This is a genomic window from Micromonospora sp. NPDC005252 (genome assembly GCF_042872475.1).
GTDB lineage: Bacteria > Actinomycetota > Actinomycetes > Mycobacteriales > Micromonosporaceae > Micromonospora.
In genome coordinates this window covers 106,292-124,803 of record NZ_JBIAKN010000010.1, presented here as the reverse complement: position 1 = coordinate 124,803, position 18,512 = coordinate 106,292, and the positions used below count along the sequence as shown (strand labels likewise).

Sequence of the window (18,512 nt, the reverse complement as noted above, 5' to 3'; positions counted from 1 at the left end):
GGTCTGTGGCACGATTTTCCAGGTGACCAGCCGATCCGCCGAGAGCCAGCGCCTGAGCGATCTCGCGCGGCTGCGCCGCGTCCGCGACCGCATCGACCGGGAGTACGCGCAGCCGTTGGACGTCGAGGCGCTCGCCCGGGGCGTCCACATGTCGGCCGGGCACCTCAGTCGCGAGTTCCGGCTCGCCTACGGCGAATCTCCGTACAGCTATCTCATGACTCGGCGCGTGGAGCGCGCGATGGCGCTGCTGCGCCGCGGCGACCTGAGCGTCACCGATGTCTGTTTCGCGGTCGGCTGCTCGTCGCTCGGCACCTTCAGCACCCGCTTCACCGAGCTGGTCGGTGTGCCGCCCAGCACCTACCGGCGGGAGGCGGCGCTCGCGACGGCCGGGCTGCCGTCGTGCACGGCGAAGCAGGTGACCAGACCGGTCAGGAATCGAGAAGCGCAGGTCACGCCGCCACCCCTAGCGTGACTGCCACGGGTCGGGTCGGCGCGGCGAGCCGCGTCGGCCGTGACCCCGGGGCCCCGCCCGCCCGAGAAGATGGAGACACCATGAGCAAGGCCACGGACCCGCCCGCGGCGCACGTCGCCGACCGGCACGACCTGATCCGGGTGCAGGGCGCGCGCGTGAACAACCTCAAGGACGTCACGGTCGAGCTTCCGAAGCGCCGACTGACGGTGTTCACCGGGGTCTCCGGCTCCGGCAAGAGCTCGCTGGTGTTCGGCACCATCGCGGCCGAGTCGCAGCGGATGATCAACGAGACCTACAGCGCCTTCGTGCAGGGCTTCATGCCGACGCTGACCCGGCCCGAGGTCGACGTGCTGGACGGGCTGACCACCGCGATCATCGTCGACCAGGAGCGGATGGGCGCGAACGCCCGCTCCACGGTCGGCACCGCCACCGACGCCAACGCGATGCTGCGCATCCTCTTCAGCCGGCTCGGGCAGCCGCACATCGGCTCGCCGAACGCGTTCTCCTTCAACGTCCCCTCGGTCCGGGCGACCGGCGCGATCACGGTGGAGCGCGGCGCGGGCCGGACGAAGACCGAGAAGGCGACCTTCAACCGTCTCGGCGGCATGTGTCCGCGCTGCGAGGGCATGGGCGCGGTCACCGACTTCGACCTGTCGGCGCTGTACGACGACAGCAGGTCGCTCAACGAGGGCGCGATCACGATCCCCGGCTACAGCATGGAGGGCTGGTACGGCCGGATCTTCCGGGGCTGCGGCTACTTCGACCCGGACAAGCCGATCCGCAAATACACCAAGAAGGAGTTGCAGGACCTGCTCCACCGGGAGCCGACCAAGATCAAGGTCGACGGCATCAACCTGACGTACGTCGGCCTCATCCCGCAGATCCAGAAGTCGTTCCTCGCCAAGGACATCGACACGCTGCAACCGCACATCCGCGCCTTCGTGGACCGTGCGGTGACGTTCACGACCTGCCCCGACTGCGGCGGCACCCGGCTCAGCGCGGAGGCCCGGTCGTCGAAGATCGAGGGCAAGAACATCGCCGACGTCTGCGCGATGCAGATCAGCGACCTGGCGGCCTGGGTCCGGGGCATCAGGGAGCCGTCGGTGGCGCCGCTGCTCACCGGGCTGCAACACCTCCTCGACTCGTTCGAGGAGATCGGGTTGGGCTACCTGTCGCTCGACCGGCCCTCGGGCACGCTCTCCGGTGGCGAGGCGCAGCGCACCAAGATGATCCGCCACCTCGGGTCGTCGCTCACCGACGTCACGTACGTCTTCGACGAGCCGACGATCGGGCTGCACCCGCACGACATCGCGCGGATGAACGGCCTGCTGCTGCGCCTGCGGGACAAGGGCAACACCGTCCTGGTGGTGGAGCACAAGCCGGAGGCGATCGCCATCGCCGACCACGTCGTCGATCTCGGGCCGGGCGCCGGCACCGCCGGAGGCGAGGTGGTGTTCGAGGGCACCGTCGACGGGCTGCGCGCCAGCGACACGCTGACCGGGCGGCACCTGGACGACCGGGCACGCCTGAAGACATCCGTACGGACGCCGTCGGGTGTGCTGAAGGTGCGGGGCGCGAACACCCACAACCTGCGCGACGTCGACGTCGACATCCCGCTCGGCGTGCTTGTGGTGGTGACCGGTGTGGCCGGTTCGGGAAAGAGTTCGCTGATCCACGGCTCGGTGTCCGACCGCGACGGGGTGGTGTCGGTCGACCAGAGCGCGATCCGCGGCTCCCGCCGGAGCAACCCGGCGACGTACACGGGCCTGCTCGACCCGATCCGCAAGGCGTTCGCGAAGGCCAACGGTGTGAAGCCGGCCCTGTTCAGCGCCAACTCCGAGGGGGCCTGCCCCGGCTGCAACGGCGCCGGCGTCATCTACACCGACCTGGGGATGATGGCCGGTGTCGCCGCCACCTGCGAGGAGTGCGAGGGGAGGCGGTTCCAGGCGTCGGTTCTGGAGTACCGGTTCGGCGGCCGTGACATCAGCGAGGTGCTCGCCATGTCGGTGCGCGAGGCCGAGGCGTTCTTCTCCGCGGGTGAGGCGCGTACGCCCGCCGCGCACGCCATCCTCGACCGGCTCGTCGACGTCGGGCTCGGCTACCTCAGCCTCGGCCAGCCGCTGACCACCCTGTCCGGCGGCGAGCGGCAGCGGCTCAAGCTGGCCACCCGCATGGCCGAGAAAGGCGGCGTGTACGTCCTGGACGAGCCGACCACCGGCCTGCACCTCGCCGACGTCGAGCAACTGCTCGGCCTGCTGGACCGACTGGTCGACTCCGGCAAGTCGGTGATCGTCGTCGAGCATCACCAGGCGGTCATGGCGCACGCCGACTGGATCATCGACCTCGGCCCGGGCGCCGGCCACGACGGCGGCCGGATCGTCTTCGAGGGCACCCCGGCCGATCTCGTCGCTGCCCGCTCCACCCTCACCGGCGAGCACCTGGCGGCGTACGTCGGCACCTGATCATGTGCCGTCCGCCGTCGCCCGATTGTCTACCCGGCCGTCGGTTGGGCGGCGGCGGGCCGCCGTGGCGGCGAGAACCCCGCAGGCGCCGTTCTTGATCCACCGCGCGTCGCCGGTGGGGGTTCGACGCGAGCCGGCGCCGGGGCGTGGGGTCCGGGGCTCGGCCCCGGAGCAGAAATGACAAGCGCCCCAGGTCCGCGCTTCTCAGCGGACATGGAGCGCGAAAGCTTGTGCCCCCGGCAGGATTCGAACCTGCGCCCCCGCCTCCGGAGGGCGGTGCTCTATCCCCTGAGCTACGGGGGCTCAGCGACTGGAGAAGACTAGCAAACCTCCTGGGCGTACGCCGAATCGGTATCGGGTGAGCCGGTCGTGTCGGTGACCGGCCCACCCGGTGCTCAGGCCGCGATCGCCCGCCCGCAACTGGGCAGCGGGTGCAGGACGATCCGTCGGGGCAGCCGGCGCGGCCACTCGTTGCGCGGCCAGGACCCGTCCACGATCAGGTGCACCGTGCGCTGCTCCTCGCCGCTGAGCCGCAGCACGAAGTCGCGGGGGAGCGGCGGGTCGACCGTCGGTGTGGTGATCATGAAGCGCACCCGGCCCCGGGACGACACGGCGGAGATCACGTCGGCCGCCGGCATCGTGCCCCGCAGCCGCACCCGGCCGATCCAGTAGACCTCGGCCAGATGCTCCTGGGCCGTCCGGGTGATCGCCGGGTACTCGCTGCGTACCCAGCGCTCGACCGCGCTGACGCAGAGCCCGCAGGCCCGCTCGCGCGGTTCCCGCGGACCCAACCCCCAGGCCCGCAGGTACGCCCCGACCGCTCCCGCGTCCAGCGGGAGGTCGAACCGGCGCTGGATGAGCGTGGTGAGGCTCTGCCGCGTCCACAGCTCCTCGTCCAGGCCGAACTCGTCGGGGTGGACGCCCCGGAGTGTGTCGATCAGCTCGAGTTCCTGTTCGCGGCTGAGCGTTCCCGGCTCGCCCTGCCGCTGTCCGCGACGGACGGCTGCCACCGCCCCGTCACCGCCGATGGTGTGGCGTCGGCACCAACTGGTGACCGAGCGCCGTGCGTCTCTGAGTGCAACCCCCACGTCTTGGGCAACGAGCACGAATCACAACTGGTCACGATATGTGCGGAGAAAACTCTCTAAGCAACGTAATCGCCTGTCTGACGCAAAACGCCCACAAGGGGCGAGTGTGGGTCGACAGGGGTGCGGGAGCTGCGGGTACGGCCGGCGGGCGCGGCGCCGGTCGCCTTCGACTCGTCGCGTCCGACGCCAGGTCGCCGATGTGGCGGTGTCCGAACGCCTGGATACCGCCACCTCGCCGACCTGGTGTGGATCATGCGGGTCGAGAGGCGGGTGGCCGCCGTGCCCAGGACGGGGCGGTCCGGTGCCGGACATGACGTGGGCCCGCGTCCCGCCGATGAGTGGCGGGAACGCGGGCCCGGTGTGCCCGTGCGGAGGGTCAGCCCTTGGCCTGCGCCTGGAGCTGCCGGAGGTTGTTCAGCTCGGACTGCTGGGTGGCCTTCATGGTCTGGGCCACGCGTACCACCTCGGCGTTGTCGGTCTCCGCGAGCGCCGCGTCGATCATGTGGATGCCGCCCAGGTGGTGGTTGTACATCAGGGCCAGGAACTGCCGGTCCACCTCGATGCCCTTGGCGTCGCGCAACGAGGCCATCTGCTGCGGGGTGGCCATGCCCGGCATCAGCCCGTCCTTGACCGCGGCCCCGTCGGACATCCACGACATCGGCGGCTGCGACCCGGTCGGGCTCAGCTGCCACTCGCGCAGCCAGGTCTGCATGGCGCCGATCTCGCCCTGCTGACCGGTGGCGATGTCGACGGCGATCTGCCGCACCTCGGGCAGCGTCGCCGACCGGTACGCGATCAGGCTCATCTCGACCGCCTGGGCGTGGTGGGTCGTCATGTCCCGCGCGAAACCCGCCTCGACCGAGGAGTCACCGGGCCGGGTGAGGCGAGGGGTGAGCAGGCCGCCGGCGTACCCGAGCAGCAGGCCCACCACCACCATGATGGCGAGCGCCGCGACGCCGTAGCGCCGCGCCGGTGTCGGGCCGCCCTCGTCCGGGGCGGCCACGACGTCGTCGTGCTCGGTGTCGGTGGTGGTGGCGGGGGCTGTCATCGCCGTCCTTACTGGGTCGGGGGCTGCTGCTGGAGGTCACGCGGCGTGGTGCCGGTGGCGGTGATACCCGTGTTGCACAGCGCGGTCGGGCCCTCGACGGAGGCGTTCACCCGCAGGTCCTTGATGAACTCGTCGATCCGCTTGTCGTCGGCGTTGTCGACCTTGAGCTGGTAGCCCCACGCCTGGAGCGAGATCGGCTTGTCCAGGCCCTCGTACGGGCTCATCAGCATCTTCTCGACGCCACGCACCTTGCCGGCGAGCTTGTCGACCTGGTCCTTCGGCAGGTCCGGGCGGTAGGTGATCCACACCGCGCCGTGCTCCAGGCTGTGCACCGCGTGCTCGTTGGCGATCGGGGCGTCGTAGACGTCACCCATGCAGTTCTGCCAGGCCGCGTTGTGCACCCCGCCCACGGGCGGCGAGTACTTGTAGGTCAGCGGGCCCGACTTGTGGGACTCGTAGTCGAGGCTCGTCTTGTCGGTCTTGCGGATGTTGACGATGCCGTCGATGGCGTTGGCCTTCTTGTCCCACGGCTTGGAGCCCTGGAACGACGCCCAGGCGCCGTAGCCGATGATGCCGGCCGCGAGGACGCCGACGGCGACGAAGAGCGCGATCGGGCCCCAGGCCCGGCCCTGACTCACCTTGACCGGGCTGACGGGCTTGCGGGGGCCCTTGCCACCCGCCCGGGGGGAGCCCGCAGGCTTGCCGGAACCGGCCTTGGCGCCGGACGCCGGCCGGCCCGCGGCCGGCTTCTTGCCGGTGCTGACCACGGTCGGGCGGCGCTCAGGGCCACCCGGGGTGCTGATGCTCATCGTGCCTCGTCAAGTCGGTCGGTCAGGGGAGGTGGCGGGCCGGATGACGCGCAGGGGAGCCGCCGAGTGCCCGAGTCTACCCCCGATAACATGGTTGGGTGACTCCTGCAGAACTCGCCTCGGTCGTCCTTGCCGCCGCCCACGCCGTCTTCGAGCAGCGTGGGCTCGACCGCGCCGCGCTGCCGGCGAGCACGGTGGTGGAGCGACCGCGCAACTCCGAGCACGGCGACTACGCCTCGACGCTCGCTCTGCAGTTGAGCAAGAAGGTGGGCGTCCCGCCCCGGGAGCTTGCTACGGCCCTGGCCGACGAGCTGGGCCGGGCACCGGGTGTCAAATCGGTGGAAATCGCCGGGCCGGGCTTCCTGAACATCCGGCTGGACGCCGCCGCCGCCGGCCAGCTCGCCCGGGTGATCGTCGAGGCCGGAGCGGAGTACGGCCGCAGCGACCGGCTCGCCGGCGAGAAGATCAACCTGGAGTTCGTCTCGGCCAACCCGACCGGCCCGGTGCACATCGGCGGGGTCCGCTGGGCGGCCGTCGGCGACGCCCTGAGCCGGCTGCTGCGGGCCACCGGCGCCGAGGTGGGCACGGAGTACTACTTCAACGACGCCGGCTCCCAGATCGACAGGTTCGCCCGCTCGCTGCTCGCCGCCGCCAAGGGCGAGCCCGCGCCGGAGGACGGCTACGGCGGCGCGTACATCGCCGAGATCGCCGCCGAGGTGCAGGCCCGCCGGCCCGAGGTGCTCAGCGTCGACGACGCCGCCGCCCAGGAGGTGTTCCGGGTCGAGGGCGTCGCGCTGATGTTCGACGAGATCCGCTCGTCGCTGCGCGACTTCGGGGTGGAGTTCGACACCTACTTCAACGAGAAGGACCTGCACGACCGGGGCGAGCTGGACCTCGCGCTGGCCCGGCTGCGCGAGCAGGGTCGGGTCTACGAGTCCGAGGGCGCGACCTGGCTGCGCACCACCGACTTCGGTGACGACAAGGACCGGGTGCTGCGCAAGTCCAACGGCGAGTGGACGTACTTCGCCGCGGACTGCGCCTACTACCTGGACAAGCGGGAGCGCGGCTTCGAGCGGGTCGTGATCATGCTTGGCGCCGACCACCACGGCTACATCGGCCGGATGAAGGCGATGGCGGCCTGCTTCGGCGACGACCCGGAGCGCAACCTGGAGATCCTCATCGGGCAGCTGGTCAACCTGCTGCGCGACGGCGCCCCGATGCGGATGAGCAAGCGGGCCGGCACCGTGATCACCCTGGAGGACCTGGTCGACGCCATCGGCGTGGACGCCTCCCGGTACGCGCTGGCCCGCTACTCCAGCGACTCGCCCATCGACATCGACATCGAGCTGTGGACCCGGGCGAGCCGCGACAACCCGGTCTACTACGTGCAGTACGTCGCCGCCCGGACGGCGGGCGTGGCCCGCAACGCCGCCGAGGTGGGGCTGGTTCCGGGTGACGCCGACGCGTTCCGCCCCGAGCTGCTCGACCACGAGAAGGAGAACGAGCTACTCAAGGCGCTCGCCGAGTTCCCGGCGGTGGTGGCCACCGCGGCGGAGCTGCGCGAGCCGCACCGGGTGGCCCGCTACCTGGAGGAGAGCGTCGCGGCGTCCTTCCACCGGTTCTACGACAACTGCCGGGTGCTGCCGATGGGCGACGAGGAGGTCACCGACCTGCACCGCGCCCGGCTCTGGCTCAACAACGCCACCCGCACCGTGATCGCCAACGGCCTGCACCTGCTCGGCGTCTCCGCACCCGAGAGGATGTGACATGAGGGCTCATGAGGCTGGTGCGCTGCACGCGGACATCAGCAACCAGGGGCCGGCCTGGCTGCGTACCCCGGTCGACGTCAACGCCCTCGTGCCGGCGCTGTGGCCGCGCAGCGTGACGCGCGGCGCGGACGGCGCGGTCGCCGTCGCGGGCCTGAGCGTCCGCGACATCGCGGCCGAGTTCGGCACCCCGGTGTACGTCCTCGACGAGGCCGACCTGCGCTCGCGCTGCCGCGACTTCCGGGCGGCCTTCCCGACCGAGGACGTCTTCTACGCGGGCAAGGCGTTCCTCTGCCGCGCGGTGGTCCGGATGATCGCCGAGGAGGGGCTGCACCTCGACGTCTGCACGGGCGGCGAGCTGGCCACCGCGCTCTCGGCGGGGATGCCGCCGGAGCGGATCGGCTTCCACGGCAACAACAAGTCGGCGGCCGAGCTGTCCCGGGCGCTGGACGCCGGGGTGGGGCGGATCATCGTCGACTCGTTCACCGAGATCGACCGGCTGACCGAACTGGCCCGCGAGCGTGGGGTGCGGCCCCGGGTGCTGGTCCGGGTCACGGTCGGCGTCGAGGCGCACACCCACGAGTTCATCGCCACCGCCCACGAAGACCAGAAGTTCGGCTTCTCGCTGGCCGGCGGCGCCGCCGCCAACGCCGCCTTCAAGATCCTCGACGAGGACGTGCTGGAGCTGCGCGGTCTGCACTCGCACATCGGCTCGCAGATCTTCGACGCCAGCGGCTTCGAGGTCTCGGCCCGCCGGGTGCTCGCCCTGCAGGCGCAGATCCGCGACGCGCGCGGGGTGGAGCTGCCCGAGCTGGACCTGGGCGGTGGGTTCGGCATCGCGTACACCACGCAGGACGACCCGGCCACGCCACAGGACCTGGCCAAGCGGCTGCGCAAGATCGTCGACTCGGAGTGCGCGGCGGAGAACCTGGCCGTGCCGCACCTGTCGATCGAGCCGGGACGGGCCATCGTCGGGCCGGCCGTGTTCACCCTCTACGAGGTCGGCACGGTCAAGGACCTCGACGGCATCCGCACGTACGTCAGCGTCGACGGCGGGATGAGCGACAACATCCGCACCGCGCTCTACGACGCGTCCTACTCGGCGACGCTGGCCTCCCGGGCGTCGAGCGCCCAGCCGTTGCTCGCCCGCGTGGTGGGAAAGCACTGTGAGTCCGGGGACATCGTGGTGAAGGATGAATTCCTGCCCGCCGACGTGCAGCCCGGAGATCTTGTCGCAGTGCCCGGCACCGGCGCCTACTGCCGGAGCATGGCCAGCAACTACAACCACGTACCCCGACCGCCGGTCGTGGCGGTGCGTGACGGCCAGGCGCGTCTGATCGTCCGGCGGGAGACCGAAGACGATCTGCTGGCATTGGATGTGGGATGACGTCACCTGTGCGCTTGGCACTGCTCGGCTGCGGCACGGTCGGCCAGGAGGTGGTCCGGCTGCTGCACGAGCAGTCGGCCGACCTGGCCGCCCGCATCGGCGCTCCACTGGAGATCGCCGGTATCGCCGTCCGCCGGCTCGGCCGCGACCGCGGTGACCTGCCGGTCGACGAGGCCCTGTTCACCACCGACGCGCTCGGCCTGATCAAACGGGACGACGTCGACGTGGTGATCGAGGTGGTCGGCGGCATCGAGCCGGCCCGGGGCTGGCTGGTCGAGGCGCTGCGTGCCGGCAAGAGCGTGGTCACCGCCAACAAGGCGCTGCTCGCCGAGGACGGGGTGGCCCTGCACGAGGCGGCGGCCGAGGGCGGTGGCGACCTCTACTACGAGGCGTCGGTGGCCGGCGCGATCCCGCTGCTGCGCCCGCTGCGCGAGTCGCTGCACGGTGATCGGATCAACCGGGTCACCGGCATCGTCAACGGCACCACCAACTTCATCCTCTCCGCGATGGACGCGACCGGCGCCGGGTTCGCGGAGGCCCTGGAGCAGGCCACCGCCCTGGGGTACGCGGAGGCCGACCCGACCGCCGACGTCGAGGGCTTCGACGCGGCGGCGAAGGCGGCCATCCTCGCCTCGCTGGCGTTCCACACCCGGGTCGGCGCTGCCGACGTGCACCGCGAGGGCATCACCGACGTGACCGCCGCGGACATGGCCAGCGCCCAGGCGATGGGCTGCACGATCAAGCTGCTCTGCATCGCGGCGCGGGGCGTCGACGCGGCCGGTCAGGAGACGGTCAGTGTCCGCGTCCACCCGGCGATGATTCCGCGCAGTCACCCGCTGGCCAGCGTCGGCGACGCGTTCAACGCGGTCTTCGTCGAGGCGGACGCGGCCGGGCAGCTGATGTTCTACGGCCGGGGCGCGGGTGGCGCGCCGACCGCCAGCGCCGTGCTCGGCGACGTGGTGGCGGTGTCCCGCAACCGGCTCGCCGGGGTGCGCGCGGCCAGCGAGAGCGCGTACGCGGCCCTGGCGGTGCGGCCGATGGGCGAGGCGCTGACCCGCTACCACGTGAGCCTGGACGTGGCCGACCGTCCGGGTGTGCTGGCCGCGGTGGCGGGCGTGTTCGCCCGGCACGACGTGTCGATCGCGACCGTACGACAGGGCTCGGCGGGCGGGGCGCCCGGCCGGGACGGCGACGCCGAGCTGGTCATCGTCACCCACGTGGCGCCGGACGCCGCGCTCGCCGCGACAGTGGCCGAGCTGCGCGGCCTGGACATCGTCCGGTCGGTGACGAGTGTGCTGCGGGTCGAGGGCGGCGCCTGAGTCGTTGAGCCACCGGGGCGGCTCGCCCGTCCCGCCAGGTGGGTAACCCGGGGTGTGCCATCGATGGCTGCGGCAGGGTGGTCCAGGGTGGCCTGATGCTCGGGTCGGTGCAGGGGTAGAGGCGAGGAGAGCGACATGTGGCGGGGTCTGATCGAGGCGTACCGGGATCGGCTGCCGGTCACCGCGGCCACGCCGGTCGTCACGTTGCACGAGGGGAACACCCCGCTGCTGCCGGCGCCCGTGCTCTCGGCCCGGCTCGGCTGCGACGTCTACCTGAAGGTGGAGGGCGCCAACCCGACCGGCTCCTTCAAGGACCGGGGGATGACCCTCGCGGTCTCCAAGGCGGTCGAGGCCGGCAACAAGGCGATCATCTGCGCCTCCACCGGCAACACCAGCGCCTCCGCCGCGGCGTACGCGGCACGGGCCGGGCTGACCTGCGCGGTGCTGGTGCCGCAGGGCAAGATCGCGCTGGGCAAGCTGGCCCAGGCGCTTGTGCACGGGGCGAAGCTACTCCAGGTCAGCGGCAACTTCGACGACTGCCTCGCGCTCGCCGCCAAGCTGGCCCAGGATCACCCGGTCGCGCTTGTCAACTCGGTCAACATCGACCGGCTGCACGGCCAGAAGACCGCCGCCTTCGAGATCGTCGAGGCGCTCGGCGACGCCCCCGACATCCACTGCCTGCCCGTCGGTAACGCCGGCAACATCTCCGCGTACTGGATGGGATATTCGGAGGAGCACGCCGCCGGCGCCACCACGCGGGCACCGAAGATGTACGGCTTCCAGGCGTCCGGTGCGGCGCCGATCGTGACCGGCCAGGTGGTGCCGGAGCCGTCGACAATCGCCACCGCCATCCGGATCGGCAACCCGGCGAGCTGGACCAAGGCGCTCGACGCCCGGGACGCCTCCGGTGGCCTGATCGCGGCGGTGACCGACCGGGAGATCCTCTCCGCGTACCGGCTGCTCGCCCGCGAGGTGGGGGTCTTCGTCGAGCTGGGCAGCGCGGCCAGCGTGGCAGGCCTGCTCCAGCAGGGCGCGGCGGGCGCGGTTCCGGCCGGCTCGACGGTGGTCTGCACGGTGACCGGTCACGGGTTGAAGGACCCGGAGTGGGCGATCTCCACCGCGCCCGCCCCGGTGACCATCGGCAACGATCCGCTGGCCGCGGCCCGCGCCCTCGACCTGGCCTGAGAGCGGTACAGCCCACGGCGGTGGGCCGCCCCTGGGGGCGGCGGGGGTCCAGGTGATCGAGTCCGGCACACTTTCACCTATCCCCGCCCGCATTCTCTTTCAGGAGTGAGCCAGGCCGATGTCGCTGCTCGCCAGATTCAGCCTCGCCAACCGAGGGCTGGTCGCCCTCATCGCGGTGGTGATTACGGCGTTCGGAGCGTTCGCCGTGCCGTCGCTGAAGCAGCAACTGCTGCCGTCGCTCGAGTTCCCGGCCGCGTTCATCGTGGCGCCCTACCCCGGTGCCGGTCCCGAGATCGTCGAGTCGCAGGTGACCGAGCCGATCGAGAACGCCCTGCAGGGCCTCCCCGGGCTGGACAAGGTCACCTCCACGTCCCGCGAGGGGTCGGCCACGATCCAGGTGCAGTACGAGTTCGGCACCGACCTGGACGACGTGGTCAACAAGATGCAGACCGCGCTGAGCCGGATCGACGCCCAGCTGCCGGAGAGCGTCGACCCGCAGGTCATCGCGGGGAGCACCGACGACCTGCCGGCGGTGGTGCTGGCCGCGGCCGGCGGCGCCGACGAGCGGGCGCTCGCCGAGAAGCTGCGCGCGACGGTGGTGCCGGAGCTGGAGGGCATCGAGGGAGTCCGCACGGTCGAGGTGACCGGGACCCGCGACGACGTCGTGGTGGTCACCCCGGATTTCGCGAAGCTGGCCGCGGCGAAGGTCCAGCCGACCGCGATCGGCGCCGCGTTGAAGACCAACGGCGTGTCGGTGCCCGCCGGTGCGGTGACCGACGGCGGCCTGGCCCTTCCGGTGCAGGTCGGGACGCCGGTCGCGACTTTGGACGACCTGCGCGGCATCATCATCGCGCCCGGCGCGGCCCCGGTCCGTCTCGGTGACGTGGCGACGGTGGAGCAGAAGCTCGCTCCGGCGACCGCGATCACCCGGACCAACGGCAAGGAGAGCCTCGGCGTCACCGTCACCGCGGCCCCGGACGGCAACGCGGTGGAGATCTCCCACGAGATCCGGGACCGGCTGGCCGGCCTGAAGGACGCCTCCGGCGCGGAGCTGACGGTGGTCTTCGACCAGGCGCCGTTCGTGGAGAAGTCGATCAAGTCGTTGACCACCGAGGGCCTGCTGGGCCTGCTGATGGCGGTCATCGTCATCCTGGTCTTCCTGCTGTCGGTGCGTTCGACAGTGGTCACCGCGGTCTCCATCCCGCTCTCCGTGCTGGTGGCGCTGCTCGCCCTGTGGATCGGCGACTACTCGCTCAACCTGCTCACCCTCGGCGCGTTGACCATCGCGGTCGGCCGGGTGGTGGACGACTCGATCGTGGTGTTGGAGAACATCAAACGACACCTGGAGTACGGCGAGGAGAAGCGCCAGGCGATCATCACCGGCGTCCGCGAGGTGGCTGGCGCGGTGACCGCGTCCACGCTCACGACGGTGGCGGTGTTCGCGCCGATCGCGCTGGTCGGCGGGTTCGTCGGGCAGCTCTTCGCGCCGTTCGCGATCACGGTGACGGTGGCGCTGCTCGCCTCGCTGCTCGTCTCGCTGACGGTGATCCCGGTGCTGGCGTACTGGTTCCTCAAGCCGCGCGGCGGCACCGTCGACGACGACGCGGTGCGCCGCGACGCCGAGGAGAAGGAGCTGCGCAGCCCGTTGCAGCGGGCGTACCTGCCGGTGATCGGGTTCGCCACCCGCAAGCGGTCGACCCGCTGGATCACCGTCGGGCTCGGCCTGCTGGTGCTCTTCGGCACCTTCGGGTTGGCGCAGAAGCTGGAGACGAACTTCCTGGACGACTCCGGTCAGGACACGCTCAGCTTCCGGCAGGAGCTGCCGGCCGGCAGTGGCCTGGCCGCCACCGACGCGGCGGCGAAGCAGGTCGAGGCGGTCCTCGGGAGGGTCGGCGGGGTCGAGACCTACCAGGTGACCGCCGGTGGCGGCGACAACCCGTGGGCGGGCGGCGGGGGCAACAACGTTGCGAGCTGGTCGTTGGCTCTCGACGGCGACACCGACGCCAAGCAGGTCCGTGAGGAGCTGCGCCGGGAGTTTGACAAGATCGGCACCAGCCTGGGTGAGGTCAGCTTCGGCGGTGGCCAGGACGCGTCGACCAGCCAGCTGGAGGTGGTCGTCCAGGCCAGTGACCCGGAGGTGCTGACCCGCGCCGCCGAGGCGGCCCGGACGGCGATGGCCGGTGTCCCGGACGTCGAGGACGTCACCACGAGCCTCGCCGAGCGGGTGCCGAGGGTCGACGTGACCGTCGACCGGGTCGCCGCCGGCCGGGTCGGCCTCACCGAGGCCGCCGTGGGTCAGCTCGTGTCGCAGGCGTTCCGTGGCGCTCCGCTGGGGCAGGTGGCGCTCGACGGCCGCCAGCAGAACGTGGTGCTGCGGCTGAGCGCCGCCGCCCCGGTGTCGCTGGAGGAGCTGCGGGCCCTTCCGGTCGGGCCGGTGAAGCTGGACGACATCGCGGACGTCACCCAGGCCGAGGGGCCGCAGCAGGTCACGCGGATCGACGGTGAGCGCAGCGTCTCGGTGACCGGCGCCGCGACCGGCTCGAACCTGGGTGCGACCACCAAGGAGCTGCAGAAGCGGCTCGACGGCATCGACGTGCCGGGGGCGAGCTTCACCATCGGTGGGGTCAGCGCCGATCAGGCGGATGCCTTCGGCGACCTGGGCCTGGCGGTGCTGGCCGCCATCGCGATCGTGTTCCTGATCATGGTGGCCACGTTCCGGAGCCTCACCCAGGCGTTGATCCTGCTGATCTCCATCCCGTTCGCGTCGACCGGCGCGATCGGTCTGCTGCTGGCCACCGGGACGCCGCTGGGCGTGCCGGCGCTGATCGGTGTGCTGATGCTCGTCGGCATCGTGGTGACCAACGCGATCGTGCTGCTCGATCTGATCAACCAGTACCGGGCGCAGGGCATGGGGATCCGGGAGGCGGTGGTCGAGGGTGGCCGGCGTCGGCTGCGCCCGATCCTGATGACCGCGGTCGCGACGATCTTCGCGTTGCTGCCGATGGCCCTCGGGTTGACCGGCGAGGGCGGCTTCATCTCGCAGCCCCTGGCGGTCGTGGTGATCGGTGGCCTGCTCAGCTCGACGCTGTTGACGCTGATCCTGGTGCCGACGCTCTACACGATGGTGGAGCGCACCAAGGAGTCGCTGCGGGAGCGTCGTCGTCGGCGGCGATCCGGTGACCCGGCGGTGACCGGGCCGACCGGGTCGGAGGGCGTCGAGCCGGACGGCCCGAACCAGGTGGCCGTGCCGACGGGCGCACCGGTGTCGACGCCGGCCGACGGCACGCAGCCGGCGGCGGCACGCCCCGCCCCATCGGGCGCGCTGGTGGACGGCACGGACCAGTTCGAGGTGCTGCGGCTGCCCCGCAGCCGCACCTCGCCGCTGCCCCCGTCCGAGCCGACCGAGTAGTCGGACGACAACCCGGAACGCCCCCGGCAGGCTCGCCTGCCGGGGGCGTTCTGCTGCGCCGCCGCGGACACTCCGATCGGCCGACGGGTGCTGCACTTTGCGTTACATCTTGCATACTCCAGGTAGACATGGCGAGGTGTCGGCGAGCGGGGCGGGTGGATGACCGAGAGCGCGCACGGGTGGTCCCGGCGCGATCTGCTGCGCCGGGGGGCTCTGGTGGTGACCGGGGCGGCCGCCGGGGCGGGCGCCACCGACGCCTGGCTCACCCATCGGCGGCTGCCGCTCGCCGGCGGCCCGGCCAGCGCCACGGTCGGCAACGGGCCGCAGAACGTCGGCTCCGGCGCGGTGCCGGTCATCTGGTCGGGGCCGACCACGCAGCGGCTGGTCGCGCTCACCTTCGACGACGGGCCGGCGCCACAGTGGACGCCCATGGTGCTGGACACCCTCGCCCAGCACCGGGTGCCCGCGACGTTCTTCCTGGTCGGCGCCCAGGCCAGGAAACACGCCGACCTCGTGCGCGACAGGCTCGGCGAGCACGAGGTGGGCAACCACAGCTGGGCGCACCGGGACCTCGCCCGGCTGGACGCCGCCGCGGCGTACGACGACCTGCACCGCAGCCACGACGCGATCGCCGAGGTGACCGGCAGGCCGCCGAGGCTGGTCCGCCCGCCGTACGGCCACCTGGGTGGTGCGGTGCTGCACGCGGCATCCCGGTTGAACTACCGGCTGGTGCTCTGGTCGTTGCAGATGGTGGAGCGGGAGTTTCCCGACGACCCGGCCGGCCACGCCCGGCGGATCGTGGCCACCGTCCGGCCGGGGACCATCGTGCTCGGGCACGACGTCGGTGACCGGAGACGTCTGGTCGCGCTGCACGGCCTCCCCGACATGATCGCCGGGCTGCGGGCGCGTGGCTACACCTTCGTCACCGTCTCGGCGCTGCTGGGACCCGGTGTAGCCCCCGCACCGACCGGGTAGGGTCCCGCTCCGTGGCGTCCACCCTCGCGGTCCTTACCGGCAATCGGAGCTTTCGCAATCTCTTCCTCGCCGAGCTGGTGGTCTTCGGCGCTGACTGGTTCGTCATGGTGCCGCTGCTGGTGCTGCTGCCGCAGCTGACCGGCAGCGGGGTGTGGGGTGCCCTGGTGCTGGCGGTGGACACCGGCATCGTGGCGCTGCTGCTGCCGTACACCGGCACGATCGCCGACCGCTTCGACCGGCGGAAGATCATGATCACCGCGAACGTGGCCGCGCTGGCCGGCGTGCTGCTGCTCCTCGGCGTGCGCGACCGCGGTACGGCGTGGTTGGCGCTGGTGGCGATCGGTGCCGTCGCGGTCGCCAAGGCGTTCTACTCGCCGGCCGCCCAGGCCGCGCTCCCCAACGTGCTGGAGCCGCACGAGCTGGCCGCCGGTAACGCCGTGGCCGGCTCGGCCTGGGGCACCATGACTGTGGTGGGCGCCTCGCTGGGCGGTGTGCTCAGCTCGGCTGCCGGCCCGTACGCCTGCTTCTGGGTGGCGGCGGTCGGCCTGGCGCTGGCCGCGGGCCTCGCCACCCGGATTCGCCGGCCGTTGCAGGCGGCCCGCGACCCGGAGCTGCCGGCGCAGCGGACCTGGTCGGCGGTCCGCGAGGCGCTCGGCTACATCGGGCACCGGCCGCGGGTGCTGGCGCTGGTCACGGTCAAGTCGGCGGTCGGCCTGGGCAACGGCGTGCTGACCGTGTTTCCGCTGCTCGCAGGCGTCTACGGGGTCGGTTCGCTGGGCGCCGGCCTGCTCTTCGCGGTCCGCGGAGCCGGCGCCCTGGTCGGCCCGATCCTGATGCGGCGGGTGTTGACCAACCGGTCCTGGCTGCTGCCCGGGCTCGCGCTGTCCATGTCGCTCTACGGCCTGGCCTACCTGGGTACGTCGGTGGTGCGCTGGTTCCCGCTGGTGCTGCTGCTGGTCTTCGTGGCGCACTTCGCGGGCGGCAGCAACTGGGTGATGTCGAACTTCGCCCTTCAGGGCGAGGTGCCGGACCGGCTGCGCGGGCGTGTCTTCGCCACCGACATGATGCTCGCGACGCTGGCCATCTCGGTGAGCCAACTGGCGGTGGCCCTGGTGGTGGACGTGGTGGACGAACGGGTGGTGCTGGCCGGCTGCGGACTGGTCACCCTCGTGTACGCGGTCGGCTGGCGGATCGCCACCCGCCGGCTGTCGCTGACAAACCCGGTCGCCGAGCCGGTCGGCGACCCAGCCGGCTGAGACCCGCGGCCGGCCGCGTTGGAGATCGGCCCGGATACGACACCGGTATCCGAGCCAATCTCCGCCTTGCGGGACCGCCGCCTGGACTCCGCCTCGGCTCGACCGAGGACTTTGACACACGCCCTAGCATGAGCGCGTGCCGACGAACTTCACCGCCGGGCCGGTCCGGGTCCGGGTCCCCGCGACCAGTGCCAACCTCGGTCCGGGCTTCGACGCGCTGGGGCTCGCCCTCGGGCTCTACGACGACCTGGCCGCCGAGGTCGCGGCCGCCGGGGTCCGGGTGACGGTCACCGGCCAGGGCGCCGGTGAGCTGCCGGACGACGATCGGCACCTGGTGGTGCGGGCCATGCGTGCCACCTTCGACGTTCTCGGCGCGCAGCCCGCCGGCCTGAGCGTCGAGTGCGTCAATCGGATCCCGCAGGCGCGCGGCCTGGGCTCGTCGTCGGCCGCCATCGTCGCCGGGGTGCTGCTGGCCCGTGCCCTGGTCGCCGACGGCGAGCACCGGCTGGACGAGCCCGGCGTGCTCCGGCTGGCCGCCGACATCGAGGGCCATCCGGACAACGTCGCTCCGTGTCTGCTCGGCGGTTTCACGGTGGCCTGGTCCGAGCCGGGCGGCGCTCGCGCGGTGTCCCTGCCGGTCGCGGCCGGCGTACGACCCACGGTTTTCGTGCCGGCCGAGCGCGGCCTGACCGCTACCGCGCGAGCGGCGCTGCCGGCCACCGTGCCCCACGCCGACGCCGCGTTGACCGCGGGGCGGGCGGCGCTGCTGGTGCACGCGCTCACCACCGACCCGGCGCTGTTGCTGCCGGCCACCGTCGACCGCCTCCACCAGGATTACCGGGCAGCCGGGATGCCGGGCACATCGGCCCTGGTCAGCGAGTTGCGAGCGGCGGGTGTGGCGGCTGTGGTCAGTGGGGCCGGGCCGAGCGTGCTGGCGCTCAGCGCGCCTCCGCCGAGCCTCGACGCGGGAACAGACTGGCAGATCTGGCAGTTACCGATAGACGTCAGCGGCGCCCGGGTCGCCCGGGGTAGACTTGGACACGCCGAGCGGGACCCTGTTGCCGCAGGTCGGAAGAGTTGATTACGCTCTAGACCTAGCACAGCCGCGAAGCACGCGATCTCCTGCGGGGCGGCGCACCCCCGAAGCTCTCGGCGGTCAGCCCGTCACCCCTGCCAAGGCCCACGCCGCACCGCAGTTTCCACAGGTCGCCGCAGACGGCGAGACCTGCTCACCGACGTTTGGTGGGTCGGGAAACCACCGGCTGCTGTGTCACAGACTCCCGCGACGCGTCCTTGCGAGGCGGGTGCACCGAGGCCGCCCGGCCACCTGAGCTCC

General features: G+C 71.9%; 13 protein-coding genes and 1 tRNA gene. 10 read left to right on the top strand and 4 right to left on the bottom strand.

Going from position 1 to position 18,512, the window contains the following annotated elements:
- The first annotated feature begins 22 nt into the window (after window positions 1–22).
- Together ACFYPH_RS24985 and ACFYPH_RS24980 are read left to right on the top strand one after the other, a co-directional pair.
- Window positions 23–472 carry a helix-turn-helix transcriptional regulator gene (locus tag ACFYPH_RS24985; RefSeq protein ID WP_234585913.1) on the top strand — a complete coding sequence of 150 codons (450 nt, stop codon included), beginning with the start codon at window positions 23–25 and terminating at the stop codon, window positions 470–472.
- An 80-nt stretch (window positions 473–552) separates the two neighbouring features.
- The gene (locus ACFYPH_RS24980; RefSeq protein ID WP_355063576.1) at window positions 553–2,934 is read left to right on the top strand and encodes an excinuclease ABC subunit UvrA; all 2,382 of its coding nucleotides are present in this window, start codon (window positions 553–555) and stop codon (window positions 2,932–2,934) included.
- A gap of 231 nt (window positions 2,935–3,165) precedes the next feature.
- On the opposite strand, the gene ACFYPH_RS24975 is transcribed toward ACFYPH_RS24980, so the two are convergent.
- From ACFYPH_RS24975 to ACFYPH_RS24960, 4 genes are all read right to left on the bottom strand, one after another.
- Window positions 3,166–3,237 (bottom strand) — tRNA-Arg (locus tag ACFYPH_RS24975).
- A gap of 92 nt (window positions 3,238–3,329) precedes the next feature.
- Window positions 3,330–4,022 (bottom strand): winged helix-turn-helix domain-containing protein, encoded by a 693-nt coding sequence (locus ACFYPH_RS24970; RefSeq protein ID WP_266245768.1) that lies wholly within the window; start codon window positions 4,020–4,022, stop codon window positions 3,330–3,332.
- A gap of 376 nt (window positions 4,023–4,398) precedes the next feature.
- Window positions 4,399–5,070 (bottom strand): DUF305 domain-containing protein, encoded by a 672-nt coding sequence (locus ACFYPH_RS24965; RefSeq protein ID WP_354859287.1) that lies wholly within the window; start codon window positions 5,068–5,070, stop codon window positions 4,399–4,401.
- Between the two features lie 8 nt (window positions 5,071–5,078).
- A complete protein-coding gene (locus ACFYPH_RS24960; protein ID WP_354859289.1) occupies window positions 5,079–5,879 on the bottom strand; it encodes a DUF3105 domain-containing protein in 801 nt (266 codons plus the stop codon).
- Between the two features lie 98 nt (window positions 5,880–5,977).
- On the opposite strand from ACFYPH_RS24960, the gene argS reads away from it, so the two are divergent.
- The 8 genes from argS (at window position 5,978) to thrB (ending at window position 18,257) form a co-directional block, all read left to right on the top strand.
- On the top strand, window positions 5,978–7,645 hold the full coding sequence (argS, locus tag ACFYPH_RS24955) for an arginine--tRNA ligase (protein ID WP_387185015.1): 1,668 nt from the start codon (window positions 5,978–5,980) through the stop codon (window positions 7,643–7,645).
- A 1-nt stretch (window position 7,646) separates the two neighbouring features.
- A complete protein-coding gene (lysA, locus tag ACFYPH_RS24950; RefSeq protein WP_387185012.1) occupies window positions 7,647–9,032 on the top strand; it encodes a diaminopimelate decarboxylase in 1,386 nt (461 codons plus the stop codon).
- Window positions 9,033–9,040: 8 nt separating this feature from the next.
- The gene (locus ACFYPH_RS24945; RefSeq protein ID WP_355063788.1) at window positions 9,041–10,351 is read left to right on the top strand and encodes a homoserine dehydrogenase; all 1,311 of its coding nucleotides are present in this window, start codon (window positions 9,041–9,043) and stop codon (window positions 10,349–10,351) included.
- Window positions 10,352–10,486: 135 nt separating this feature from the next.
- On the top strand, window positions 10,487–11,536 hold the full coding sequence (gene thrC / locus ACFYPH_RS24940) for a threonine synthase (protein ID WP_355137970.1): 1,050 nt from the start codon (window positions 10,487–10,489) through the stop codon (window positions 11,534–11,536).
- 118 nt (window positions 11,537–11,654) lie between these two features.
- Window positions 11,655–14,945 (top strand): efflux RND transporter permease subunit, encoded by a 3,291-nt coding sequence (locus ACFYPH_RS24935; protein WP_387185009.1) that lies wholly within the window; start codon window positions 11,655–11,657, stop codon window positions 14,943–14,945.
- 159 nt (window positions 14,946–15,104) lie between these two features.
- On the top strand, window positions 15,105–15,920 hold the full coding sequence (locus ACFYPH_RS24930) for a polysaccharide deacetylase family protein (protein ID WP_354859301.1): 816 nt from the start codon (window positions 15,105–15,107) through the stop codon (window positions 15,918–15,920).
- A gap of 11 nt (window positions 15,921–15,931) precedes the next feature.
- Entirely contained in the window at window positions 15,932–17,176 is a 1,245-nt protein-coding gene (locus tag ACFYPH_RS24925) for an MFS transporter (RefSeq protein WP_354859303.1), read from the top strand.
- A gap of 136 nt (window positions 17,177–17,312) precedes the next feature.
- Window positions 17,313–18,257 carry a homoserine kinase gene (gene thrB, locus ACFYPH_RS24920; RefSeq protein WP_355137964.1) on the top strand — a complete coding sequence of 315 codons (945 nt, stop codon included), beginning with the start codon at window positions 17,313–17,315 and terminating at the stop codon, window positions 18,255–18,257.
- The last annotated feature ends 255 nt before the right edge of the window (window positions 18,258–18,512 follow it).